The organism is Pseudomonas sp. URIL14HWK12:I6 (assembly GCF_000514195.1).
Classification (GTDB): domain Bacteria; phylum Pseudomonadota; class Gammaproteobacteria; order Pseudomonadales; family Pseudomonadaceae; genus Aquipseudomonas; species Aquipseudomonas putida_A.
Map to the genome: position 1 here is coordinate 173,324 of NZ_AZVL01000010.1, position 24,171 is coordinate 197,494.

The 24,171-nt window shown below is 60.9% G+C and carries 28 protein-coding genes; 12 read left to right on the forward strand and 16 right to left on the reverse strand.

Annotation, left to right across the window (positions count from 1 at the left end; all coding sequences use genetic code 11):
* Window positions 1–171: 171 nt before the first annotated feature.
* The gene (alaC, locus tag H043_RS0115360; RefSeq protein WP_027612591.1) at window positions 172–1,389 is read right to left on the reverse strand and encodes an alanine transaminase; all 1,218 of its coding nucleotides are present in this window, start codon (window positions 1,387–1,389) and stop codon (window positions 172–174) included.
* A gap of 137 nt (window positions 1,390–1,526) precedes the next feature.
* Between alaC and H043_RS0115365 the strand changes: the two genes are divergently transcribed.
* From H043_RS0115365 to H043_RS0115380, 3 genes are all read left to right on the forward strand, one after another.
* Window positions 1,527–2,189, forward strand: coding sequence for a LysE family translocator (locus H043_RS0115365; RefSeq protein WP_007969355.1), 663 nt, complete (start codon window positions 1,527–1,529; stop codon window positions 2,187–2,189).
* A 68-nt stretch (window positions 2,190–2,257) separates the two neighbouring features.
* On the forward strand, window positions 2,258–2,752 hold the full coding sequence (locus H043_RS0115370) for a GyrI-like domain-containing protein (RefSeq protein WP_027612592.1): 495 nt from the start codon (window positions 2,258–2,260) through the stop codon (window positions 2,750–2,752).
* 324 nt (window positions 2,753–3,076) lie between these two features.
* A complete protein-coding gene (locus tag H043_RS0115380; RefSeq protein ID WP_027612593.1) occupies window positions 3,077–3,565 on the forward strand; it encodes a GNAT family N-acetyltransferase in 489 nt (162 codons plus the stop codon).
* A 135-nt stretch (window positions 3,566–3,700) separates the two neighbouring features.
* Here H043_RS0115380 and H043_RS0115385 read toward each other — a convergent pair whose 3' ends face one another.
* Together H043_RS0115385 and H043_RS0115390 are read right to left on the reverse strand one after the other, a co-directional pair.
* Window positions 3,701–4,306, reverse strand: coding sequence for a pyridoxamine 5'-phosphate oxidase family protein (locus H043_RS0115385; protein ID WP_027612594.1), 606 nt, complete (start codon window positions 4,304–4,306; stop codon window positions 3,701–3,703).
* Between the two features lie 18 nt (window positions 4,307–4,324).
* Entirely contained in the window at window positions 4,325–4,810 is a 486-nt protein-coding gene (locus H043_RS0115390; protein ID WP_027612595.1) for an N-acetyltransferase, read from the reverse strand.
* A 141-nt stretch (window positions 4,811–4,951) separates the two neighbouring features.
* Between H043_RS0115390 and H043_RS0115395 the strand changes: the two genes are divergently transcribed.
* From H043_RS0115395 to H043_RS0115405, 3 genes are read left to right on the forward strand one after another with little or no spacing between them, the layout of a single operon-like run.
* A complete protein-coding gene (locus H043_RS0115395) occupies window positions 4,952–5,377 on the forward strand; it encodes a nuclear transport factor 2 family protein (protein ID WP_027612596.1) in 426 nt (141 codons plus the stop codon).
* A 40-nt stretch (window positions 5,378–5,417) separates the two neighbouring features.
* Window positions 5,418–5,762, forward strand: a complete 345-nt coding sequence (locus H043_RS0115400) for a YciI family protein (RefSeq protein WP_027612597.1) — start codon at window positions 5,418–5,420, stop codon at window positions 5,760–5,762.
* The gene (locus H043_RS0115405; protein WP_027612598.1) at window positions 5,755–6,984 is read left to right on the forward strand and encodes an RNA polymerase sigma factor; all 1,230 of its coding nucleotides are present in this window, start codon (window positions 5,755–5,757) and stop codon (window positions 6,982–6,984) included. The genes H043_RS0115400 and H043_RS0115405 overlap by 8 nt, the downstream gene beginning before the upstream one ends.
* Before the next feature lie 106 nt (window positions 6,985–7,090).
* Here H043_RS0115405 and H043_RS0115410 read toward each other — a convergent pair whose 3' ends face one another.
* On the reverse strand, window positions 7,091–7,945 hold the full coding sequence (locus tag H043_RS0115410) for a LysR family transcriptional regulator (RefSeq protein ID WP_027612599.1): 855 nt from the start codon (window positions 7,943–7,945) through the stop codon (window positions 7,091–7,093).
* A gap of 89 nt (window positions 7,946–8,034) precedes the next feature.
* Between H043_RS0115410 and H043_RS0115415 the strand changes: the two genes are divergently transcribed.
* A complete protein-coding gene (locus tag H043_RS0115415; RefSeq protein WP_027612600.1) occupies window positions 8,035–8,472 on the forward strand; it encodes a multidrug/biocide efflux PACE transporter in 438 nt (145 codons plus the stop codon).
* A gap of 170 nt (window positions 8,473–8,642) precedes the next feature.
* Here the strand turns inward: H043_RS0115415 and H043_RS0115420 are convergent, their stop codons facing one another.
* Window positions 8,643–9,398, reverse strand: coding sequence for an SDR family NAD(P)-dependent oxidoreductase (locus tag H043_RS0115420; protein ID WP_027612601.1), 756 nt, complete (start codon window positions 9,396–9,398; stop codon window positions 8,643–8,645).
* Window positions 9,399–9,518: 120 nt separating this feature from the next.
* Between H043_RS0115420 and H043_RS0115425 the strand changes: the two genes are divergently transcribed.
* The gene (locus H043_RS0115425) at window positions 9,519–10,415 is read left to right on the forward strand and encodes a LysR family transcriptional regulator (protein WP_027612602.1); all 897 of its coding nucleotides are present in this window, start codon (window positions 9,519–9,521) and stop codon (window positions 10,413–10,415) included.
* A gap of 120 nt (window positions 10,416–10,535) precedes the next feature.
* On the opposite strand, the gene H043_RS0115430 is transcribed toward H043_RS0115425, so the two are convergent.
* Together H043_RS0115430 and H043_RS0115435 are read right to left on the reverse strand one after the other, a co-directional pair.
* Window positions 10,536–12,152 carry an inorganic phosphate transporter gene (locus tag H043_RS0115430; RefSeq protein WP_027612603.1) on the reverse strand — a complete coding sequence of 539 codons (1,617 nt, stop codon included), beginning with the start codon at window positions 12,150–12,152 and terminating at the stop codon, window positions 10,536–10,538.
* A gap of 249 nt (window positions 12,153–12,401) precedes the next feature.
* Window positions 12,402–13,424 carry a transporter gene (locus H043_RS0115435; RefSeq protein WP_027612604.1) on the reverse strand — a complete coding sequence of 341 codons (1,023 nt, stop codon included), beginning with the start codon at window positions 13,422–13,424 and terminating at the stop codon, window positions 12,402–12,404.
* 164 nt (window positions 13,425–13,588) lie between these two features.
* Here H043_RS0115435 and H043_RS30275 point away from each other — a divergent pair, with 164 nt between their 5' ends.
* The gene (locus H043_RS30275) at window positions 13,589–13,819 is read left to right on the forward strand and encodes a hypothetical protein (protein WP_155953494.1); all 231 of its coding nucleotides are present in this window, start codon (window positions 13,589–13,591) and stop codon (window positions 13,817–13,819) included.
* A gap of 110 nt (window positions 13,820–13,929) precedes the next feature.
* The gene (locus H043_RS0115440) at window positions 13,930–14,376 is read left to right on the forward strand and encodes a hypothetical protein (RefSeq protein ID WP_027612605.1); all 447 of its coding nucleotides are present in this window, start codon (window positions 13,930–13,932) and stop codon (window positions 14,374–14,376) included.
* A 123-nt stretch (window positions 14,377–14,499) separates the two neighbouring features.
* Here the strand turns inward: H043_RS0115440 and H043_RS0115445 are convergent, their stop codons facing one another.
* From H043_RS0115445 to H043_RS0115455, 3 genes are all read right to left on the reverse strand, one after another.
* The gene (locus H043_RS0115445) at window positions 14,500–15,675 is read right to left on the reverse strand and encodes a GAF domain-containing sensor histidine kinase (RefSeq protein ID WP_027612606.1); all 1,176 of its coding nucleotides are present in this window, start codon (window positions 15,673–15,675) and stop codon (window positions 14,500–14,502) included.
* Between the two features lie 160 nt (window positions 15,676–15,835).
* Entirely contained in the window at window positions 15,836–16,141 is a 306-nt protein-coding gene (locus H043_RS0115450) for a PepSY domain-containing protein (RefSeq protein WP_007917758.1), read from the reverse strand.
* Between the two features lie 135 nt (window positions 16,142–16,276).
* On the reverse strand, window positions 16,277–17,401 hold the full coding sequence (locus tag H043_RS0115455) for a glycerophosphodiester phosphodiesterase (RefSeq protein WP_027612607.1): 1,125 nt from the start codon (window positions 17,399–17,401) through the stop codon (window positions 16,277–16,279).
* Between the two features lie 222 nt (window positions 17,402–17,623).
* On the opposite strand from H043_RS0115455, the gene H043_RS0115460 reads away from it, so the two are divergent.
* Window positions 17,624–17,950, forward strand: a complete 327-nt coding sequence (locus tag H043_RS0115460; RefSeq protein WP_027612608.1) for a DUF2025 family protein — start codon at window positions 17,624–17,626, stop codon at window positions 17,948–17,950.
* 195 nt (window positions 17,951–18,145) lie between these two features.
* Here H043_RS0115460 and H043_RS0115465 read toward each other — a convergent pair whose 3' ends face one another.
* Complete coding sequence (locus tag H043_RS0115465) at window positions 18,146–18,460, reverse strand: antibiotic biosynthesis monooxygenase (protein ID WP_027612609.1); 315 nt, start codon at window positions 18,458–18,460, stop codon at window positions 18,146–18,148.
* Window positions 18,457–19,158, reverse strand: coding sequence for a CTP synthase (locus tag H043_RS0115470; protein WP_027612610.1), 702 nt, complete (start codon window positions 19,156–19,158; stop codon window positions 18,457–18,459). The genes H043_RS0115465 and H043_RS0115470 overlap by 4 nt, the downstream gene beginning before the upstream one ends.
* 52 nt (window positions 19,159–19,210) lie before the next feature.
* Between H043_RS0115470 and H043_RS0115475 the strand changes: the two genes are divergently transcribed.
* A complete protein-coding gene (locus tag H043_RS0115475) occupies window positions 19,211–20,152 on the forward strand; it encodes a LysR family transcriptional regulator (RefSeq protein ID WP_027612611.1) in 942 nt (313 codons plus the stop codon).
* Here the strand turns inward: H043_RS0115475 and H043_RS0115480 are convergent, their stop codons facing one another.
* The 4 genes from H043_RS0115480 to H043_RS0115495 form a co-directional block, all read right to left on the reverse strand.
* On the reverse strand, window positions 20,153–20,686 hold the full coding sequence (locus H043_RS0115480; protein ID WP_027612612.1) for a DUF1003 domain-containing protein: 534 nt from the start codon (window positions 20,684–20,686) through the stop codon (window positions 20,153–20,155).
* A gap of 144 nt (window positions 20,687–20,830) precedes the next feature.
* Complete coding sequence (locus H043_RS0115485) at window positions 20,831–22,150, reverse strand: PAS domain-containing methyl-accepting chemotaxis protein (protein WP_027612613.1); 1,320 nt, start codon at window positions 22,148–22,150, stop codon at window positions 20,831–20,833.
* Window positions 22,151–22,351: 201 nt separating this feature from the next.
* Window positions 22,352–23,401 carry a diguanylate cyclase gene (locus tag H043_RS0115490; protein WP_027612614.1) on the reverse strand — a complete coding sequence of 350 codons (1,050 nt, stop codon included), beginning with the start codon at window positions 23,399–23,401 and terminating at the stop codon, window positions 22,352–22,354.
* Between the two features lie 156 nt (window positions 23,402–23,557).
* On the reverse strand, window positions 23,558–24,166 hold the full coding sequence (locus H043_RS0115495; protein WP_027612615.1) for a TetR/AcrR family transcriptional regulator: 609 nt from the start codon (window positions 24,164–24,166) through the stop codon (window positions 23,558–23,560).
* Window positions 24,167–24,171: the final 5 nt, after the last annotated feature.

Sequence of the window (24,171 nt, forward strand, 5' to 3'; positions counted from 1 at the left end):
ACACAGACACAAAAAAACCGCAGCGATGCGGTTTTTTTGTGCGCTGATTTTAGGGTTCACCCAAAACCAATGTGGGAGCGAGCCTGCTCGCGAAGAGGCCATGTCAGACAACCAATATGTTGACTGATAGACCGCTTTCGCGAGCAGGCTCGCTCCCACAGGGGGCAGGTGTCAGGCGCCAGTTTTGGTGACTAAGCCATCCGCCCGGAACATCCCGCGAATCCCGCGCACCGCCTGACGAATCCGGTCCTGGTTCTCGATCAGCGCGAAGCGCACGTGATCATCGCCATACTCACCAAAACCCACCCCCGGCGAGACGCAGACCTTGGCCTCGGCCAGCAGCTTCTTGGCAAATTCCAGCGAACCCAGATGCGCGTACGCCTCGGGAATCTTCGCCCAGACATACATCGAAGCCTTCGGATTCTCGACCATCCAGCCCAGTTCATGCAGGCCTTTGACCAGCACGTTACGACGCTGGCGATACTGCTCGGCGATGTCGCGCACGCATTGCTGATCGCCTTCCAGCGCGGCAATCGCCGCCACTTGCAGCGGAGTGAAGGTGCCGTAGTCGTGATAGCTCTTGATCCGTGCCAGGGCGTTGACCAGCTCCGGGTTGCCGACCATGAAACCGATGCGCCAGCCAGCCATATTGTAGCTCTTGGACAGGGTGAAAAACTCCACCGCGATGTCCTTGGCGCCGGGTACCTGCATGATCGACGGGGCTTTCCAGCCGTCGTAGACGATATCGGCGTAAGCCAGGTCGTGAATCACCAGTACGTCGTACTGCTTGGCGAGGGCGATCACCCGTTCGAAGAAATCCAGCTCGACGCACTGCGCGGTGGGGTTGGACGGGAAGCCGAGGATCATCATTTTCGGCTTGGGGATCGAACCGCGAATCGCCCGCTCCAGTTCATCGAAGAAGTCCACGCCCGGCACCAGCGGCACCGAACGCACCTGGGCGCCGGCAATCACTGCGCCGTAGATGTGAATCGGGTAGCTCGGGTTCGGCACCAGCACCGTGTCGCCCTGATCCAGGGTGGCCAGCATCAAATGCGCCAGGCCTTCCTTGGAACCGATGGTGACGATGGCTTCGCTTTCCGGGTCGATGTCGACCGCGTAGCGTTGCTTGTACCAGTTGGAAATCGCCCGACGCAGGCGCGGAATGCCCTTGGACGTGGAGTAACCGTGGGTGTCTTCACGTTGGGCAACTTGTACGAGTTTTTCGACGATGTGCGGCGGTGTGGCCCCGTCGGGGTTGCCCATGCTCAAGTCAATGATGTCTTCACCACGACGCCGCGCGGCCATCTTCAGCTCGGCGGTGATGTTGAAAACGTAAGGGGGGAGTCGATCAATGCGCGCAAAGCGGCGCGGCGAACCTTGTTCAGCCATTGTTGCCTCGGATAACGTAAGCGCCCGGAACCGTCCGAGCGACGCTGGTCACTGCGGTGACCTGTGGCGGAAGATAAGGGCAGCGATGGCGGACTGTCCAGCGTGCACGACAATAATTTTTTCCAAGGAAATGCTTAATGGAATTCACCAGCGGCTTCTTGCTGAGCCTTTCGCTGTGCCTGGACATCGGCGTAGCCAACATCGCAATGATCACCCTGGCGATGCAGCGCGGTTACTTTCAGGGCTTCGCGCTGGGCCTCGGCACCTGCGTCGGCGACCTGATCTACGCAGTGCTGGCGCTGGCCGGGATGACCGTGCTGCTGCAGTACGAAAGCGTGCGCTGGGTGCTGTGGATCGGCGGGTCGGCGCTGCTGATCTACTTTGCGGCGAAGATGATCTATTCGGCGATTCACCACGAAGCGCAGTTGGCGGCGACGGCGGAGGTGGGGCAGAACTCCCATCGCAAGGAATTCTTCCGAGGGATCTTCCTCGCTATGTCCTCGCCTAGCGCGATTCTGTGGTTCGCCGCGGTTGGCGGCACCCTGATCGCCCGTTCCGGTGGCGGCGGCCCGCTCAGCTCGGCGCTGTTTCTCGGCGGTTTTCTCTGCGCCGGCCTGCTGTGGTCGGCCGGTCTGTGCTTTGCCGCGAGCCACGGCGGCAAGTTGCTCGGCGACAAGCTGTTGCGCTACTCCTACATGGCATCGGCGGCGATCTTCTGCTATTTCGCGGTTTACGTGATCGTATCCGGTTATAACGAGTTCGTTGGCTCCGGGGCCGCCGACCAGTTGCACGCCTTGTGACATTGCGAATCGGGTTTGGCTTCTATACTCAGCAGCCGAACCCCTACTTTTGTTCCAGGAGTCGAGTCATGGATGAGCAAAAACGCGTCGAAGTGGCGGAACCTCGCTTCGAACATGGACACTTCCTGCTGATCGCGGGATTTCGTGGACGATTTACCCAGGACACTGCCAAGGACATCCCCGCGCTGTGGGAAAAGTTCTTGCCGCACCTGGGAAAGATACAGGGACAAAAAAACGAAGTGACCTACGGCGTCTGCAGCAATTTCGACGGCAAGGGTGGCTTCGACTACATCGCCGGGGTGGAAATCAGCAAGCTCGATGACCTCGACCAGAAAGTCTACCAGTGGGTCGAAGTGCTGCCCCGGCAGTACGCGGTGTTCGAGCACAAGGGACCGCTCGACCAGTTGCCGCAAACCCTGCAATACATCTACAAGACCTGGCTACCGACTTCCCATTACGTGGAACTGAATGCCCCGGAACTGGAACGCTACAGCGCCGATTTCAATCCGCGACTGCACACCGGCAAACTGGAAATCTGCGTACCGGTCGACAGCAAAGCATGAGCCCATGACGATGAGGCGGATCACTGATCCGCCTCATGCTGTTCAACCGCGTTTGCCCTTGCCCAGCCGTCGCGCCCGCAACAGGTCGATGCCCAGGGTGATAAAGCCGAACGTACTGATGCCCAACACCATCAACAGGCCGATTTCAACGCTGCTCATAAGCGGTTACCCCCAAGGGTGATCAGAGACACACCGCAGGAATAGCCCGTCGCCGGCACGAAGAAAAGCGCTTATACGCAGGCTTTACGCCCCCCGCGCGGATCGATATGAACACCTTATTCCTTTATGCTTTGCGCACTTTTCTCCGTTGATTTTCGAGCTGCCATGAACACCGTCATCCGCAACGTCACCGCCGCCGACCTGGATCGCTGCTACGCGATCGAAACCGTTGCCTACGAAGGCGATGAAGCCGCCACTCGCGAGAAGATCGCCACGCGCATCGCTACTTGGCCGGAGGGCTTTATCGTCGCCGAAGTGGACGGCGTAGTCGCTGGTTTCGTGAACTCCGGTGCGGCATTTGACGTGCAGATGTCCGACGAGGCGTTCAAGGAGCTGATCGGTCACGATCCGCAAGGGCCGAACGTGGTGATCATGTCGGTGGTGGTGCACCCGGACTATCAGGGGCAGGGTCTGGCCAAGCGCTTGATGGCCGAGTTCATCGAACGCATGCGCGGGATGGATAAAGCGACGATTCATCTGATGTGCAAGGAGAAGCATATTCCGCTGTACGCCGGGTTCGGCTTTGCCTACATCAAGCCGTCGGAGTCCGACCATGGCGGGATGGCGTGGCACGAGATGATTCTTACTCTCTGATTCAACCCGTTCAAAACTGTGGGAGCGAGCCTGCTCGCGAAGAGGGCGTGTCAACCAACCAATTTGTTGACTGATATGACGCTTTCGCGAGCAGGCTCGCTCCCACAGAGGGTTGTGGCGTTTTGAGTTCCCCGTTCAGTAGAGAGTGTCGCTTACTCTTTTCGGTGCTTCGCGGTCGTAGGTCTCGGCGTCAAACTGCCCGTCATTCAGGCGCTTGTGGAAGGCGCCGGCAGAGGGCAGGGCCGAGCGCGGCAGGTGGGTTTCGGGGTTCCAGGCGTCAGAGCGCACAAAGGCTTTCGAGCAGTGGAAAAACGCCGCCTCTACCGTCACCAGCAACACCGTTTTCGCCGGTTTGCCGTTCACCGCAAAGCTTTCCAGCAGCTCAGGATCGGCGCTGATGGTCACGGTGCCATTGACCCGCAAGGTCTCGCCAATGCCCGGAATGATGAACAGCAACGACACCCGAGGATCGTGCAGCACATTGCGCAGGGTATCGATGCGGTTGTTGCCCGGGCGGTCCGGCAGGGCCAGGGTGTTCCTGTCGATGATCCGCACGAACCCCGGCGCATCACCCCGCGGCGAATTGTCGAGACCGTCGGCGCCCACCGAGCTGATGATCACCAGCGGCGACAGGCGCACCATCGCCTGATAATCCTCGTTGAGAAACCCGATCTGCTTGCGCACCGCACGCTCGTGGGGCAGGCCGTAAATAGCTTCCAGTGCTTCGATTGAATCGATCATCGTGCATCCCTCGATGACTTAGAAAAACAGTCCCATACGCCGCTCGTAACCGATCCGGCCCTTGTACGCTTCGCCGCTGTCGACGAAACCGTGTTTGGCGTACAGCGCGATGGCGGCATCGTTATCGGCATCCACCGACAGTTCCAGCCCCTTGATCTCCGGCCATGCTTCACGCGCCACCTTGGGCAACGCTTGCAGGCAGGCCTTGCCGTAACCTTTGCCCTGCGCCCGGTGATCGACCTGCAAGGCGTGCAGGGTGGCGCTGTGTTCATTGGCCCAGGCCGGCAACACGGGCGGGCGCTTGAGCAGCAGGAACGCCACCGGCACCTGGTCGGCCAGCAGGGCAAAGCCTTTGACGCCGGGACCAGGTTTGGACAGCAGCGTGTGCAGCGCGCCATGGATGTCGCCGGAGAACTTGATCTGCTCGGGATGGATTTCAATCGCCTCGACCTGCTGACGCTGCAACGCGTTCAGGCTGTCGTACGGCACGAGTTGGGCTGACACGGGAATTTCCTTTTTCCTACAAAGATGAGCCTCGGATTCTAGCGATTTTGTGTTCGGCGGAAATTTTTTGTTTCGTCTGTCGATCCGTACGATGGCCGAACGACTAAGGGTGTCTTCAGCACAAAAACCACGGAGAACACCATGAGCGCACAGACTGAAATCCAGACCCTGATCAATACCTACCGCGACGCGGTAATGACCAAGAACGTCGACAAGGTCATGACGTTGTACACCGACGACATCGTCTCCTTCGATGCGATCAAGGCCCTGCAATTCAAGGGCAAAGCGGCCTACCGTGCCCACTGGGAAGCCTGCATGGAGATGTGTTCCGGCCCGCACGTTTTCGAGTTTCACGAGATCGCCATCGAGACCGCCGACAACCTCGCCTTCGCCCATTGGGTAACGCATTGCGGCGGCACCAACGACAAGGGTGAAACCCAGAGCTGCTGGATGCGCGCCACCGCGTGCTATCGGCAGGTCGGCGGGACGTGGAAAATCGCTCACGAGCACTGGTCTGCACCGTTCGATCCGATGAGCGGCAGCACGCTGTTCGATGTGCAACCCTGATCTTCAGCCATAGTTGATCCGTTCGAATCAGGAGAAAGCCATGAAGTATCTATGCCTGGTCTACAGCGACGAGCACTTGCTGCACACCTCGCCCGACAGCCCGGAAGACGCCGAGTGCTGGGCCTATGCCGAGTCGATTCAGGGCAGCGGGCGGATGGTCGCGGCCGAAGCGCTGGAGTCGGTGCAGACCGCGACCACGGTGCGCATGCGCAACGGCAAGCTGTCGATCACAGATGGCCCGTTCGCTGAAACCAAGGAGCAACTGGCCGGTTTCTACCTGATCGATGCCAAGGATCTCAACGAAGCGATTCAGGTCGCCGGTAACATTCCGGCGGCCCGGGTCGGCAGCGTTGAAGTGCGTCCGGTGCGGCAGTTGAATGTCTGAAGTCCGGGCGCGGGTCGAGCAGGTCTATCGCGAAGACTCGCGGCGGATTCTGGCGACCCTGATTCGTCTGCTCGGGGATTTCGACCTCGCCGAAGAAGCCTTGCACGAGGCGTTCTTCGTCGCGGTCGAGCGCTGGCAGCGCGATGGCGTGCCGGACAACCCGCGCACCTGGCTGGTGTCTACCGGGCGCTTCAAGGCCATCGATGTGTTGCGCCGGCGCGCCCGGTTCAAGGCCTCGCAGCCGCTGTTGCTGGCGCAGCTCGAAGAATTGGAACAGGCCGACTGGAGTGGCGAAGACGTGGAAGACGACCGCCTGCGGCTGATCTTCACCTGCTGTCACCCGGCGCTGGCGGCGGATGCGCAAGTGCCGCTGACCCTGCGTGAAGTCTGTGACCTGACCACCGAGGAAATCGCCCGCGCGTTTCTCTCGGCACCGGCGGCGATTGCCCAGCGCATCGTCCGTGCCAAGGCGAAGATTCGCGACGCCAGAATTCCTTATCAAGTCCCCAGCCTGAGCGAACTGCCCGAGCGCCTCGACAGCGTGTTGCGGGTGATTTATCTGGTGTTCAACGAAGGCTATTCGGCATCGATGGGCGCCGAGCTGACCCGTGAGGATCTGACCCGCGAGGCGATTCGGCTCGGGCGATTGCTGATGGAATTGCTGCCGGAGCCGGAGGTCATGGGGTTGCTGGCGTTGATGCTGTTGCACGAATCACGTCGGCCGGCGCGCACGTCACCCAGTGGAGAATTGATCCTGCTGGACGACCAGGATCGCTCGCGCTGGGATGCCGGGTTGATCGCCGAAGGTTGTGCGCTGGTGGAGCGGGCGCTGACCACCCGAAGGTTCGGGCCGTATTGCCTGCAAGCGGCGATTGCCGCGGTGCATGCCGAAGCGCCGTCAGCGGCAGAAACCGACTGGCAGCAGATCGTCGGGCTGTATGACGTGCTGTTGCGGGCGGTGCCGTCGCCGGTGATCGAGTTGAACCGCGCGGTGGCAGTGGCCAAGCGCGATGGCGCGTTGGCCGGGCTGGCGCTGATCGAGGGGATCCTGGATCGCGGTGAGTTGCAGGATTACCACCTGGCGCATTCGGCGCGGGCGGAGTTTTGTCGGCAGTTGGGTCGGGTGGAGCAGGCGCGGGCGGCGTATCGGCGAGCACTGGAACTGACCCGGCAAGAGCCGGAGCAACGGTTTATCGAGGGGCGGCTGAGCGAGCTGGATTGATCCGAGGAATTCATTGGCAGTGCCGGCCCCTTCGCGAGCAAGCCCGCTCCCACAGGCGATCGCATTCCAACTGTGGGAGCGAGCCTGCTCGCGAATGGGCGCGCCGCTATTCCAGCATCTTGCTCAGCAACCAGCTCCCCGCCGGCCCCGGCGGATAAATCCGCGACCACAACGCATCGACATACACCGGCCGCGGCCAGCCGCGCACCGTCAGTTCCACCAGCGAGCCATTACCGAAACGCGCCACCAGCCAGCGCGGCAGCGCCGCCCAGCCGAAGCCCATCTCGGCCATTTCCATCAGCATCAGGTAACTCGGCGCCGACCACACCCGGCCCTTCGCCCGGCTGTCGTAGGGATTGACGATGGTCGCCAGGCGCAACTCGCGATGCTGCTCCAGCACCTGCTGGTCGACCCGTTCGACACGGGTCAGCACATGATCATCTTTGACGAACAGCGCCAGGTCAGTGCGCTCGGCGACGGTCGAGGTCACCAGATCCGGTGGATAGGTGTCCTGCATTTCGGCAAACGCCAGGTGCGCGCGGCCACGCTGGACCAGTTCGATCAGGTCGTCACACTCGGCGATCAGGCATTCCAGTTCCAGGTCCGGATAACGCTGCTCGAAGCCGACCAGCGCCGCTTCGAAACGCGCCGATTGATAGGTGTCGGAAATCGCCACGGTCAGCTTCGGCTCAACGCCTTGGGCCAGTTGCCGGGCGCTCATTTCCATGCGATTGATGGCCGCCAGAATCGCCTCGGCCCGTTGCAGCATCACATGCCCGGCCGGGGTCAGGGTCGGTTTGCGGCTGCTACGGTCGAACAGCACCAGATCCAGATCGATCTCCAGGCTGGCCACCGCCGCACTGATGGTCGACTGACTGCGCCCCAGTTTGCGCGCCGCTGCCGAAAACGAACCCTGAGTGGCCGCTTGAACAAACGCCAGCAGCACTTCCTGCGAAGCCATGAACTATCGCCTTGATCGATGGTTATTGATTATGAAGTATCGGTGCGAGGGCAGATCATGGCAACCCTCTTCACTCAAGGAGTCAGGCCATGACTGCCAACAAATCCATCACTGAACGTATCTTCCAGGCCATCGGTTTCGAGTGTCTGGCGATCCTGATCTGTACCCCGTTACTGGCGTGGATCATGGACAAACCGCTGCTGGACATGGGCGCGGTGACCGTGCTGATTGCCCTGCTGGCGCTGGCGTGGAACGTGCTGTTCAACGGCTTTTTCGACCGCATGCTCAAGCGCCTGAACATCGCGCACAACGCCTGGACGCGGGTGGTCCATGCGCTGCTGTTTGAGGGCGGATTGATCGTGATGGGCGTGCCGCTGATTGCCTGGTGGTTGTCGGTCAGCCTGTGGCAGGCGTTCTTGCTCGACATCGGCGTTCTGCTGTTTTTCCTGCCGTACACCTATGTGTATCACTGGGGCTATGACGTGGTGCGCGAGCGCCTCGTGACCCGCCGGGTATGCGCGGGATAAGCACAACCTGTGGCTAATGCAAAACCTGTGGCGAGGGGATTTATCCCCGATGGGGCGCGTAGCGGCCCTTCTTTTTATCCAGAAAAGAAGGGCCTGCTGCGCAGTCCATCGGGGATAAATCCCCTCGCCACAGAGGCTCTCACCAAGAAAGTTTTTAGTGAATGGGGGATTTAAAGGAACATCCCGCCCGACGCCTCGACCCTCTGCCCGTTGATCCACTGCGCACCCGGCGCCAGCAGCATCGACAGCGCGCCACCAATATCATCCGGTTGCCCGGCGCGCCCCAGTGCGGTGTTGCTCGCAACCATCGCGTTCAACGCGGCGTTGTCGCGCACCGCACCGCCGCCAAAGTCGGTCTCGATGGCGCCCGGCGCCAGTATGTTCACGCCGATCTGCCGCGCGCCCAGCTCCTTGGCCTGATAGCGGGTCAGCACTTCCATCGCGCCTTTCATCGCCGCGTAGGCGGCATAACCCGGCAGGCTGAAGCGGGTCAGGCCGCTGGAGATGTTGATGATCCGGCCGCCGTCATTGATCAGCGACAGCAGTTGCTGAGTCAGGAAGAACGGCCCTTTGAGCTGGATATTCATCAGCAGGTCGAACTGTTCCGGGGTGGTCTCGGCGAACGCCGCGTGCACTCCGATCCCGGCGTTGTTGATCAGGAAGTCGAAACGCGGACGCTCCAGTTGCTGCAGCGCCTGCTCCACCCGCGAAGCGAAATCGGCAAAGGTTTCGCTGCGACCAACATCCAGTTGCAGCATCACGGCTTTGGCGCCGCGTTGTTCCAGTTCAGCCACCAGCGCCTGGGCTTCATCGGCGCGGCTGTTGTAGGTGCCGATGATGTCCACGCCTTCGGCGGCGAGGTGCAGGGCGGCGTTCTTGCCCAGGCCACGGCTGGCACCGGTGATCAATGCGATTTTGCGGCTCATGTGAAATCCTCGATTGCGGTGAGTGGTGATGAGCAAAGTTTATTTATCCGCCATGGGGTGATAAACAGACTGAAACCGGAATCACTGATCGACTCAGCCGAACAATCAACGGGTGTCCTGATGAACAAACTGGAACTGCTGCGCACCTTCGTCCGGGTCAGCGAACTGTCGAGTTTCACCCTGGCCGGCGAGAGTCTCGGGCTGCCGCGTTCGACGGTTTCCGAACACGTCCAGGCCCTGGAAACCCTGCTCGGCACGCGTCTGTTGCAACGCACCACGCGCAAGGTGCAGGCGACTCAGGACGGTCTGGTGTTGTACGAGCGCAGCAAGGATCTGCTGTCACACATGGATGAGATCGAGGGGCTGTTTCGGCAGGATCCGGCCTCGCTGAGCGGGCGGATTCGTGTCGACATGCCGAACATCCTCGCGCGGCGCCTGATCATGCCGCTGCTGCCGGAGTTCATGGCGCGCCACCCGAATCTGGAACTGGAAATCAGCAGCACCGACCGCCGTGTCGATCTGCTCAGCGAGGGTTTCGATTGCGTGGTGCGCATCGGCGCGCAGCCGGATCAATCGGTGGTGGCGCGGCACTTGGGCGACTTCCCGATGATCAACTGCGCCAGCCCGGCGTACCTTCAGCGCTACGGCGTGCCGCAGACGCTGGAGGATCTGGCGCAGCATCGGCTGGTGCACTACGTCGGCGTGCTCGGTTCGCGCTCGGAAGGGTTTGTGTATGAACAGGACGGACAGGTGCGGCGATTGCCGATGGCTGGCAGCGTCACGGTCAACAGCACCGATGCTTACGAGTCGGCGTGCCTGGGTGGCTTTGGCCTGATCCAGGTGCCGCGCACCGGCATGCAGCCGCATCTGGACACCGGTGAGCTGCTGACTGTGCTGCCGCAGTTCACCGCGCCGGCGATGGGCATTTCAATCCTGTATGCGCGGCAACGGCATTTGCCGCTGCGGGTGCGGGTGTTCATGGAGTGGTTGGGCGATGTCATCCGTTCGACGTTGTAACTCGCCGCAGATCAACTGTAGGAGTGAGCCTGCTCGCGATGGCGTGCTGTCAGTCGATGCAGATGTGACTGAAGCGCCGCTATCGCGAGCAGGCTCACTCCTACAGGGGGGCCGAGTCGATCAGAAGATCTGGGTGAACAGCCAGTACAGGCTGCCCGACAGCAGAATCGCCGCCGGCAAGGTCAGCACCCACGCCATCAGCAGATTGCGGATGGTCTTCATCTGCAGCCCGCCGCCATTGGCGACCATGGTCCCGGCCACGCCCGATGACAGCACGTGAGTGGTCGACACCGGCAAACCGAACATGTCCGCCGCGCCGATGGTCAGCATCGCCACGGTTTCCGCAGAGGCGCCCTGGGCGTAGGTCAGGTGGGTCTTGCCGATTTTTTCGCCGACTGTCACCACAATCCGTTTCCAGCCGACCATGGTGCCGAGGCCCAGAGCGATGGCCACCGCAATCTTCACCCACAACGGAATAAAGCGCGTGGCGTTGTCGATCTGCTGCTTGAACAGTTGCAGTTTGTCAGTGGTGTCGGCGTCGAAATTGCCGACCTTGTTTTTATCCATCAGGCGAATGCTTTCGCTGGCCAGGTACATGTCGTTACGCACGTTGCCCATGGCCTCGGCCGGGACTTTCGACAGCGAGCCATAGCCTTTCACCTCTTCGCCAATATGCCCGGTGAGAGCGGCGAGGGCGGGGATCAGTTGCGGCGTGGCTTGCTTGCTGCGCACGTAATCCGACAGCACCGGACGCGGATCCACCGGGGCTGGCAGCGGGGTGTTTTTCACCAGCGCTTGCTGGGTGACTTCGGCGACGGCCGCGAATTGCAGCGCCTGATCGGCGGGCATGGTGCGGTTCAACGCGTAAGCCATCGGCAAGGTGCCAACCAGAATCAGCATGATCAGGCCCATGCCTTTCTGCCCGTCGTTGGAGCCGTGGGCGAAAGACACGCCGGTGCAGGTGGCGATCAGCAAACCACGAATCCACCACGGTGGCGGGTTGTTGCCTTCCGGCGCTTTGTACAGCGCGCGATTCTTGATGAAGGCGCGCATGGCCAGCAGCAACAGCGCCGCGCAGCCGAAGCCCACCAACGGCGACAGCAGCAGCGCATAACCGATCTTGGTCGCCTGCGCCCAGTCCACGCCGCTGGTTCCGTCGCGCCCGTGCATCAAGGCGTTGGCCACGCCGACGCCGATGATCGAGCCGATCAGCGTGTGGGAAGAGGAGGCCGGCAGGCCCAGCCACCAGGTACCGAGGTTCCACAGGATCGCCGCGATCAACAGGGCGAAGATCATCGCGAAACCGGCGGACGAACCGACCTGCAGAATCAGCTCCACCGGCAGCAGGGCGATGATGCCGAACGCCACGGCGCCACTGGACAGCAACACCCCGAGGAAGTTGAAGAAACCCGACCAGACCACCGCCACATTTGGCGGCAGCGAGTGGGTGTAGATCACCGTCGCGACCGCGTTGGCGGTGTCGTGGAAACCGTTGACGAACTCGAAGCCCAGCGCAATCAGCAGCGCTACGCCGAGCAGCAGGAACGGGGTCCAGGTGGTGACGGTGGTGCCCAGCTCATGCATGTCGTGCATCAGGCTGTAAGCGGTGAACAACATCCCCATCGCGAGCACCGCGAAGAACACCACGTAAGTGAACGGCCCGGGTTTTTTATCAAGTGCCGGCCGGCCGCCGTCGGCGGACGTGGGGCGGGCGGCGGTCAGGGAGGGAGTAGCCATGAGCGGACAGTCCTGAGCGAGGGAAGGAGTGTCGGTCATGATCGTTGCTAAATATTACAGAGAGACTGCGGCAGGTCAGTGTTTGGCTGAATAACCAGACCACCGATCTGAAGGTCAATGAGGTCCCCTGTGGGAGCGAGCCTGCTCGCGAAGACGGCGTGTCAGTCACCATCATTGTTGAATGACAGATCGCTTTCGCGAGCAGGCTCGCTCCCACAGGGGAACTGTGCTGGACATCAGGTTCGGTGGTCAATAATCCCCACGCTTGCGAAACGCCCAGCGCCCGGCAATCACGGTAAACGTCGCCACCAGCGCCACCAGAATCCAGAACCCTTCCGGATCCGTCGCCAGTGGCACTCCCCCCACGTTCATGCCAAAGAAACCGGCGATGATGTTGATCGGCAGCGCCAGCACCGTGACCACGGTCAGGGTGAACAGTGTGCGGTTGCTCTGTTCGTTGAGGTTGGCGGCGATTTCTTCCTGGAGCAGTTTGATCCGCTCGCCGAGGGCGGTGAGGTCGTTGATGATCAGCGCGAACTCCTCGGTGGATTTGCGCAGCTCCTTGACGTCCTCCTTCTGCAGCCACGGCGGCGGACGGTTGAGCAGGCGCAGCAGCGAACCCGGCTCCAGCGCCAGCAGCCGTTGCAGGCGCACCAGTACCCGGCGATTGGCGCCGAGTTCGGCGCGGTTGGTCGACAGCCGTGAGGAGAGCAATTCGTCCTCGACCAGATCGACGCTCATGCTGGTCTTGCGCACGATCTGCGTCAGCACTTCACCCTGATCACGCAGCAAGTGCACCAGCAGTTCCGACGGCGAGCGAAAGCATTCGCCGGCCTTCACCGACGAACGCAATTTGTCCACCGAGTGCAGCGGTTGCAGGCGTGCGCTGACGATCAGTTTGCTGCGCACGCAGACCCACAGCGTCGACACGTCCGAGGAAACCATGCTGCTGAGGTTGAACACCACGTCGTTGACCACCGCCAGCAAGGCCGAGTCAACGTGTTCGATGCGCGTCGAGCGCGAACCTTCGTGCAGCGCCTCGAAAAACTCTTCGGGCAATTGCAGATGACTTTTCATCCAGCGCTCGCACGCGGCGTGCGCCAGGTTCAGGTGCAGCCAGAGGAATTCATCACTGTCGCTGTCGTCTTGCAGACAACGCAGGGCGGTCGCCGAATCGACTTCGCGGCCACGTTCACCGGGACGAAAACGGAAGCCGTAAAGCAGACCGAACAAATCAGGATCGCGATGACTGAGGTCGAGGCTGTGGTTCATGGAGGCTCGCTGCGAGGAGGGCGCGTCGGTCGCGGAATGGCAGGTTCACTGAGCCGCATCATCGCAACCGCAGATGACGTTTGCGTGACTGCAAAATGACAGTGACCCGGTTCATCCACTGGTAACCCTGTGGGAGGGGGCTTGCTCGCGAATGCGGATGTTCATTGAGTGACGATGTGGATGACACGCCGCTTTCGCGAGCAAGCCCCACCCTGGGCCATGGTCGATCACAGTCTTTTAATTCACCTACCAATGGTCGGATTTTCTTCAAGAAGCGCTCTGGTACGCCGATCACGCTTGGTTACGTCAGTCATGCAGAGCGCATTCACAGCATCACCCAGATGCGTGGTGAGATTGCCAATGCCGCCACGGTGATCCGTCGCCTGAGCGCCTGACGTCCGCCGACGTGTACCGGTTCGGATACCGAGTCGGTACACAGTCGATCTCAAATCCGTACGACTGCCGCCGATGGCCGGTTATCTAAAACCGGCATTGGAGCCAGCCCATGGTCAGCATCACCTCCGTTTCGATCAATCAGACCGTCAGCACCGCCACCAGCAAAACCAGGATCAGCGACGCCAGTGACGACACCTCGACCCCTGCAACCAGCAGCACTGGCGTCAGCGCCGATACCAGCAAAGTGGCGGCCGGCGGTGGCGCGGCTCCGGCAGGCGACAGCAGTTCCGACAGCAGCGGTGAGTCGGATTCGGTGAAAGAACTGCGCAAGCAGATCGCCGAGCTGCAAAAGCAATTGCAGGAACAGCAGCAGGCGCTGCAAGCGGCTCAGGCCAAGCAGGAAGACGTTGATGCCAAGGCTGCCGACGTGGCGTCCGCCGAGTCGCAAATCTCCAGCACCTCGGCTTCGTTGCAGACGGCGACGGCGGCGTTGTTGCAGGCGTTGCAGGATTCCGGATCGAGCAGCTCGGGCTCGCTGGTCAGCACTTCGGCTTAAGCATCACGCGATTCCCCTGTAGGAGTGAGCCTGCTCGCGATAGCGGTATATCTGCCTTATTCATGGTGACTGACACACCGCTATCGCGAGCAGGCTCACTCCTACAGAGAACTGCGGTGTGTTTCAGAGGGTTGGCAGGCTGAAGGTGAACAGCGTGCCGCTCTGCGCGGTGGACGCCACATGCAAATGCCCGCCATGGGACTGGGCGATCTGGCTGGCGATATACAGCCCCAGACCGAGCCCGGCCTGGGGCGCGTTGCCGGTCGGGCGCGAGTAAGGCTGGAACAGATGCGGCAGGATCGCCTCGGGAATATGCCCCAGGTTTTTCACCGCCAGCATCAACGCACCGTGCTCAACCTGGGCGATCACTTCGATATCCCCATCCGGGTCGCCATGGGCCACGGCATTGGCCAGCAGGTTCGACAGCAGTTGAGCGATCCGCGCCCGGTCGCAGGGCACACCCTGCAAGTCGCCGATGGACGCACGAATCGTGCGCTGCGGATGCACGTTGCGAATCTCCATCACCACTTGCTGTACGGCTTCGGTCAAATCCGCGCAGGGCTGGATATCCACCGGAATACCATTGCCCAGACGTCCGCGAGCAAAGTCGAGCACATCATCCACCAACCGAGTTGCCCTTTGCGCACTGCCAAGGATATGGCGTACCCGCATTTCGATGGCCGGATCCGGATGCTTGCGCAGAAGCATTTCGGCGCCGGCGCTGATGGCGAACAACGGGTTGCGCAAGTCGTGGCCGAGCACGGCGATGAACTGTTCGCGCAACTCGGCGGTTTCGCGTTCCTGCAACAACGCGGTTTCGGTGCGCTGCGCGTTTTCCTCGGCTTCGATCTGCAACGCGAGCATCCGCGCGAACGACTCCATGGTGCTTTGGATGCTGCTCGACTTGAGTTGCGCCGGGTTCGGATCGAGCGCGCAGATCGTGCCGAAAAACCGTCCGTCAGTGCGGAACACCGGCACCGAGATATAACTCTCGAACTTGTACAGACGCGGGGTGTGATGATCACGGTAGAGCGGGTCTTCGCTGGCCTTGTCGATCACCACCGAGGTGTGCGCAGCACGGATTTCGTGGCACAGCGTGGTGACCACATCCAGCTCGCCACCAACCTGCAGGCCGAAATCCAGCTGATCGAGGACGGCGCAGGCTGTCCACGAATCCTCGGTAACCCGCGCTACGGCGGCAAAGCGCAGGCCGGTCAGTTCGCGGATCACCTGAAGGATCGCCGGAACCGCGCTGATCCGTCCGATTGTCGCGATGTCTGCTGCCGCTGTCTGCCTCATGCCCATCGTTCTCGGCTGCAATCGTTATCTGATGGTCGCCATACTAGCGGTCTGATGGCGGTTTTGGCATCCCTTCAGGCTGCATCCGCGTGATTCGCCGGGCAACGGACGCAAAAAAGCCGCACGATCGCTGATCGTGCGGCTTTGCTTTGGCGGTGTATCAGGTGTCTTGCTTGTTGCTCAGCACTTTGCCGGTGGTGGCGTCGAAGTCGACGTCGAACTCTTTGCCATCGGCGGTTTTCAGCTCGACTTCGTACTCGTAACCGTTGAAGTGGTTATCCAGATCGGTGTCGGTGATGGTCGCACCCGGGTGCAGTTTCAGCGCTTCGGCGTTCATCGACTCCAGCGACTTGATCTTGCCGGATTTGACCAACTCAGGGATCTGGTCGACACGCACATCGGCTTGGGCCAGGCCAGCAGTCAGGGTCAGGGCAGCGGCGGTAAACAGGGCAGTCAAAGTTTTCATCGGGTCATTCCTTGGGTTGTTCGTTGAAGTGGGTTCAGGTTAACCACCACAACTTAACTCACCCTTAAAACCCCACATCGCGTGCAGCGCTCTTGTAGGAGTGAGCCTGCTCGCGCGGACAACCCGGTCTGCCGATCAGAACCCGTTGTTCTTCAACACCTGATCAACACTGGCCGTCGCCGGACGCTTGTAGAACTTCAACAGTTCGCTGGCACGGTTGGTGAAGATGCCATCAACCCCGGCCGCCATGACTTTCTCGAAGTCCACCGGCTCATCGACGGTGTACACGTGCACCAGCATGCCCTGATCGTGGGTGTACTGGTTCATCCACGGTTGCACCAGATCCGAATAGCTCTGGTCGCCACTCTTGGTCAGCTTCGCCGAAGGGCCGGTGCCGATGGCGCCGTGAGCCTTGGCGAAATCAACCCACTGTTTGAACTCGGCGTCGGACTTCGGCTCCTGCTTGCCGTAGAACACGTTTTTGTCCTTCTCGCCGGACTCGGCAAAGGTCACCTTCGATTTCGGCTCGATGCTGCCTTCGCCGACCCACAGCAGCAGGATTTTCGGCACTTGCGGCATTTCCTTTTGCAGCAGTTCGAGGCTGTTCTTCTCGAAAGTCTGCAGGATCACCTTGCCTTTGCCCTGGCCGACGGCCAACTCGCTTTTCGCCAGTTTCGAACCGGCCGGGCTCAGCCAGCCGCGATCTTGCAGCTTCTCTTTCAGGTCATGCTCGATGCCCGGAAACAGCTGCGGCTCCTTGGTTTCGATGTAAAGACCCGGCTTGTGTTTCGGATTGGCCTGGGCGATGTCGATGATCTCGTCGAGGGTGAGGATTTTCAGCCCGGCGTAGGATGGACGCGCGCGATCCGGGTAAGCCTTGTTGTACCAGCTGCCGGCGTCGAGGGTTTTCAATTCGGCCATGGTGAAGGCGGTGGCCGGGCTGTCCTTGCGCTCCGGGAACTTGGTCGCGACGTCTGTGGTGCGCTGCAGGTTGTTATCGTGCAGGGCGAACAGCACGCCGTCCTTGCTGCGCTGCAAATCCATTTCCAGGTAGTCGGCGCCGAGGTCGCGGGCCAGTTTGTAGGAGGCGGCGGTGGACTCCGGTGCATCAAAGGACGCGCCACGGTGAGCGATCACGGCTGGATGCGGGATGCCATGGGCGGCGGCAAGCGCGTTGACGTCAGTCTGGGCGGCGTGGGCCTGGCCGAGACCAAGCAGCAGGCTCAGCATGAGGGCGCTTTTGGTGAAAGTGGCGGGCATGTTCGAGTTCCTTTCGCAGGGCATTTTCAAAGACGTACCTTTTAACAACTGAATCGATTGGGTGCTATCGCCAGACCGACATAAACGTATTAAAAGCGATTTTTCCTGCACTTTTGTGGCGCGGTTTGCAGTACGCTTGCCCTCGGCAGACGCTCCGGCAGAGGGCGCGCCGATTCCGTTGCCCTGCGTGTAAACCATCGATGATTTTTCGTGAGGTTTACCATGCGCATCACTTCCCAACTCATCTGTCAGGCCGCCGATGACCTCAAGGGTTTCGTCGGCCTCAACCGCAAGACCGGCCAGTACATCGTGCGTTTCAGCGAAGATTCGTTCGGCATGGACGTCGCCGATGACGGCATCATTCCCACCAGCGAGTTTATCTGGGCGCCGGCTTCTGAGACGACCATGACCTTGAAGCGCGAGCTGATTCAGTTGCTGCTGGATCAGAACATCGATGAGCGGATCAACATCAGTGAGCCGTTGCGGGTGTACATGAGCAAGGTTGAGGTGCCGGAGATTGTGGCGGTGCGCAGTCTGGTGAAGGGCTGAAGTTTTGTAGTGGCTGTTCCGGCCTCTTCGCGAGCAAGCCCGCTCCCACATTGGATCTGTGGCGTTCACAAATCCCTGTGGGAGTCAGCCTGCTGGCGATGAGGCCAGTGAGCACACAACCAAATTCAAAACCCAAACGCGGTACCTGTGGGAGCGGGCTTGCTCGCGAAGAGGCCAGTCAGCGCGCCGCCAAAGTCACTGCCCAAACCGATACTCCCGCTCCACCCGACACACCCGGGTCTGAAACTTCGAATACCACTGCGCCCGCCCGCGCGCCTGAATCACCCGGTGCTCCGGATGCTCGCGCCAGGCCAGAATCGCCGCCTCGCTCTGCCAGTACGAAATGGTGATCCCGACCCCGTCTTCCCCACGAATCGAATCAATGCCGAGAAACCCCGGTTGCTGGCTGACCAGTTCCATCATCCGTTCCGACGCCGCCGCATAACCGTTGTCACCCTCGGTGCGGGTCGAGGTGAAAATCACCGCAAAGCAAGGCTCGTTCGGCTTCATGGACGTTGCTCCGCACACGCTTCGACGAACGCCCGCACCAATGGCGGAACCTGGCCCTTGAGCGCCGCACGTTCCGGTTGAAACAACGTGGCGACAAAAAACACATGGTCAGGCAATTCGATTGCGCGCAAGTCGCCTGCCGAATCATGCCCCACGGCGCGTAGCTGATGGCTCAGCAAATCTCGTTCGAACTGCGGATTCACCCCGAACCGGCAGCGATAGCCTTCATGAATCTCGGACGTTTCGTACGCCTTGGCGATCAACGAACCGGCGACCAGATGAATGCTGTCCACCGCCTCCACCAACGCACAGGTCAGCGGTGTGAGCACGGCTCGCGGTGAATCCGGTGATGTTTCGCCATGCTCGGCATCGGCCCAGCCCAGCACGTTGCGGGAAAACTCCAGCAGCGCATGCTGAAAACCACCGCAGGTGCCGAGGAAAGGGCGCTGTTGTTCGCGGGCAAAACGGATGGCCCTGAGTGCACCGGCCTCACTTTTGTAGGGGCTGGCCGGGACGCACCAGAAACCGTCGAAGTGATCCAGCACAGTGTCGGCGTGGATCTGCTCGGTGGGCAGCCATTCGAATTGCACATTGTGGCCGGACTGCTCGGCGATCATGCCGAGGGCAACGGGGATCGCCTGGTGGGCGGTGACTTGCGGATCGTGATCGCCGATCAGGGCGATGGAAATGGCGTCCATGGGATTTCCTTGATTTGAGTGAGTGATGAACCTCTGTGGTGAGGGTGTGCAGTTGTCGATCACCGGGGCTCACTATAGATTGGCGTTCACGCACTCAATATTGGCGTTTCCCCAAGTGATCAATGCAGCAACGCACTATCGACTCGATTACCCGGACCTGGCGCTGATCCTTGCGTTGGTGCGCGGCGGCTCTCTGGCCCGGGCGTCGCAGCTGCTCAGGGTAGATGTGTCTACGGTGTTTCGCGCAGTGCGGCGGCTGGAGTCAGCGCTGGGTCAGCAACTGTTCGAAAAGAGCCGCGCCGGGTACCTGCCAACCACCCTCGCGCAGACTCTCGCCGAGCAGGCCGAACGCGCCGAGCAGGCACTGGAAGCGGCGCGGATCGGTGTCGAGCAGGGCGGCGAAGTGGTCAGCGGCACGGTGCGCCTGACCTGCACCGACTCGGTGCTGCAAGGCCTGCTGTTGCCGGCGCTGGCGCAGTTCATGCCGAACTATCCGGCGTTGACTCTCGAGCTGAGCACCTCCAACGATTTCGCCAACCTCAACCGCCGCGATGCCGACATCGCCCTGCGCCTGACGCGTACGCCGCCAGAGCATCTGGTCGGACGGCAACTGGCGAAGATTTCCTACCGGGTCTGCGCCAGTGCGCGTTATCTGCAAAACGTCGATGCGACGGATCTGGCGGCGCTGACCTGGATCGCCCCGGACGAGTTTCTGCCGGATCACCCGACCGTCGCTTGGCGCCGTCAGCAGTTGCCCGGTGTGACCCCGGCTTATCGCTGCAACAGCATGCTCTCGGTGACGGAACTGGTGCGCGGCGGACTCGGTGTGGCGGCGTTGCCGGACTTTCTCATTACCGAAGGTTTACAGGCCCTCAGCGAACCGTTGCACGGCTACGACACCGCGCTGTGGTTGCTGACCCGCCCGGATTGCCGAGCATTGCGCTCGGTGGTCACGCTGTTCGATGAACTGGGGCGGGCACTGCGGTTGCCGTGATCAGCGTTGCGGGTTCTGGCAGATGTGCGCATGCAGTTCGCGGGTCAGGCCTTCGATGCGTTCGGTCAGGCTCTTGGTCATTTCGGTGAGGCGGGTGTTCTGCTCCAGCAGTTCGAGCAGTTGCGCGGTGGTCTGCGCGGCCTGCGCCTGGCGCTCGCTGTTGGCCACCGCCAGCGCTTCACGGTGTTGCGCGTCGGCGTCCGATTGCGCCTTGTCCCGCGCGGCTTGCCGGGTTTGTGCCAGCAGAATCAGTGGCGCGGCATAAGCCGATTGCAGGCTGAACGCGAGGTTGAGCAGGATGAACGGATACACGTCGAAAGTGGTGATACCCGTCGCATTGAGGCACACCCACAACAGCACGATCAGGGTTTGTGCGCCAAGAAAGGTAGGCGTGCCGAAGAACCGCGCGAAGGCCTCAGCGCGCAAGGCGAACGTGTCGTTGCCGAAGGTGGTGTTGAGGTGGGCGTGGGGGCGGTGGAAGCGCAAGTGGTCGACGGGGGCGGGCGCGGGGACGTCGGGTTTTTCTGTGGTCATGATGGGCTCGGCAGGACTTGGGACTGAAGGTCACTATAGTCCTGCATCGCGGCTTATGGCCCTTTCGCGAGCAAGCCCGCTCCTACAGGGGAACGCATTCCAATGTGGGAGCGAGCCTGCTCGCGAAGGCCGCGACGCGGTCTCTCAGCCCGGCGCCCGCTCATTGGCAAACATGCTCACCGCCTGCACCGCTTCACTGGCGCCATCGCGGATCTGCAGAATCACGCTGCCAGCCTGATCCGCCAGTTCAACGCCTTGCGCCGCACGCCCGCGGGTGCCTTCCATGCTTTTGATCGCCTGTCGCGTTTCGCTCTGGATCAAACCGATCATGTTGGATATCTCCGCCGTCGAGCCGCTGGTCCGCGCCGCCAGTTGCCGCACTTCGTCCGCCACCACGGCAAACCCGCGCCCCTGATCCCCGGCGCGCGCTGCTTCAATCGCTGCGTTGAGCGCCAGCAGATTGGTCTGGTCGGCAATCGCGCGGATGGTGTTGACGATCGCGGTGATCTGCTCCGAGCGCTCGCCAAGTTGCGCGATCAGCGTTGATGACTGCGCGATATCGTCAGCGATTTCGCGCATCTCACTGGCCGCCTGCTGGATCACCTGAGTGCCTTGCTCGGCGACTTTCCGGGTTTCCACCGAGATGTGATAAGCAGCGCTGGCGCTGCGCGCATCGTGCTCGTGCTGCTCGACACGGGCGGTGACGTCCGTGGCAAATTTCACCACTTTGCACAAACGCCCGGCGGCGTCGTACACCGGGTTGTAGTTGGCCTCCAGCCACACACTCTGGCCGCGCTTGTCGACACGTTCGAACTGGCCCTGGAACAGTTCACCCTGATTCAGGCGCCGCCAGAAATCCTCATAAGCGCTGCTGTTGACCAGCTCCGCGCGGCAGAACAAACGGTGATGTTTACCCTTCAGTTCGGCGAGCGTGTAACCCATGCGCGTCAGAAAATTCTGGTTGGCGGTGAGAATGCCGCCGTTGAGGTCGAATTCGATCACCGCCATCGCCCGGTCGATCGCCTGCAGCTTGGCGTTGGCCTCGCTTTCCTGCTGAACCTTGGTCGTCACGTCCATGGCGAACTTGACCACTTTGACCACGCGTCCCGACGCATCCTTGATCGGGTTGTAATTGGCTTCCAGCCAGACCGGCTGGCCCTGGCTGTTGATCCGCTCGAAGGTGCCGGACTGGAACTGGCCGTTTTTCAGGCGCGACCACAGTTCGGTGTATTGCGCGCTGCGGCCAAACTCCGCGGTGCAGAACAAGCGATGCGGCTGGCCGATCACCTGTTCGGCGCGGTAACCCATGGTTTTGAGGAAGTTGTCATTGGCCTTTAACACTACGCCTTCAAGGTCGAACTCGATCACCGCCATGGAGCGATTGATCGCTTCAAGCAGGCCGTTCTGTTCGGTGATGGTGTGTTGAAGGTCGTTGAGTTCGGACTGGTGGCGTTTGAAAAACATAGGGGCAGTACCTGGAAGTAGGGAAAGACGAGGTTTGTGTCCCTGTTTCCGCGCTGGCAGAGCAAATGCTGGATGAGCATTTGTCATTGACTGCAAAGTGCCAGCATCCAGGCTGACGAGCCGATCTTATACAAACTACCTTGAGTTGTACAAGAAATTGCGAATCAGTTTTTTCAAGGCTGAGGGCGGGGGGGCGTCTTCTTAGCCCGGACTGCTCAGCGCCACGCTGATGGTGTTGCGCCCCGTGTGTTTGGCGGTGTACAGCGCTTTGTCGGCGTCATCCAGCCAGGCAACCGCGTCGCTGTACGACGGCTGAAACCGGGCCAGACCGATACTCAGGCTGACGCGCAGCTCTGGCACATCCGGGTGCCGATATTGATCCATCGCCTGACGCAATCGTTCCATTTGCGCCTCGGCTTTATTGAGTGGCTGGTCGGGCAGGATCAGGCAAAACTCGTCGCCGCCATAACGGCCGGCCCGTTCACCTTCGGCCAGCAGCCCTTTGAGTGCCTGGCTCAACTCGCGCAGCACGGCGTCGCCAACGATGTGCCCATAGTTGTCGTTGATGGTCTTGAAATGATCGATGTCGATCAGCGCCAGAATGTCCTGGGTGTTGTTATCTCGGCAGCGGGTGAAACGCGTATGGAGCAGATCCTTCCAGGCGCCGTGATTGAGCAGCCCGGTGAGGCTGTCGGTGCGGCTCAGGTCTCTGAGTGCACGTTTGTGTTGTGCAAGTTTGATCGCCAGTTGGTAACTGACCATGCCCAAGGCCAAGGGGTACAAGGTCAGCATCGGCAGGCAGGCCCAAACCTCGATTTGCGTCATCGTCAGGCTGAACTTGAAGCCGAACAGTAAACAGCCCAGCAGCACGCCGGCGATTTGGGCGAGAGCGCCCAGCAGGAACAGACGTCGTCCACCAGCGGCGACATTGTTCATGGTCATCATCGACAGGATGGTCACGGTGGTCAGCGGATTGAACTGAAAGCACGCGGTCCAGAACCCCCCGCACAACGAGTCGTACAACAGGTTGCGGCGTTCGGCATGGTAGGGGAAGGTCGAGCGGGTCGAAATCTGATAGGCCAGATGCGGCCAGATAAAACCGTTGAACACCAGCAGCGCCCAGAGCCAGTTCGGCATGTGCAACGGATACAGCGCGGCCGCGACGCTGAAAAAGCCGACACCCAGACCGATAATCCTGGGCAGATAAATGCGTCTGGCGAATGACAAGCCTTTGCCGCGTTGATTTTCCATGATGTCCTGCGCCAGATTCATCCTGAAATACTTTGAAGTGTTTTTTCAGGTTGACCGTTCGTCGGTCAATTGTCGGACATTGTCATTTATTCCAACGGGAATAATCAGTGTCCTTCCGAGCCATTTAATCGTGGCGGGGCGCAGGAGAGGGCCGGTTTAGAGCTGGTATCTGGCCAGAAACATCTCCATGGCCGACTCGGCCACGGCTTTTTGCGTGTCTGCATCCAGCGGCGGCAGGCCCATGGAAATCTGCGGCCAGAAACCGAACGACTTCAACAGCCCTTGCACCTGTTGCGCGGCGAATTCTGCGTTTACGGTTTTCAGCCGACCATCCGCCAGCGCAGCGCGAATCCACACCGTCAGGCCTTCCTCCCGCTCTCCCATGCGCGCCACCATGTCCTGCGCGCGCTCCGGAGAATGAATGGTGGCAGCGATCGCCACCCGCGCCAGTCCGAGAAAGTTGTCATCGGCCATCATCTGCAGTTTAGCCAGCAACATGGGCAGCAGTTGCTCGCGCAGCGGCTGATCCGCGCGATAGGTCACGGCTTGCTCGTCGGTAATCCGTGCCCAGAGTTGGTTGAGAATTTCGGCGAACAGCTCTTCTTTGCTGGGAAAGTGGTTGTACACCGTGCGCTTCGACACCCCGGCGGTGGCCGCGATCTTGTCCATGCTGGTGACCTCGAACCCGTTGGCACGGAATTCGGCAATTGCCGCCTGGATGATGGCTTCGCGTTTGCGGTCGGTGAGACGTTGTGGAGCTGTCATAAGTA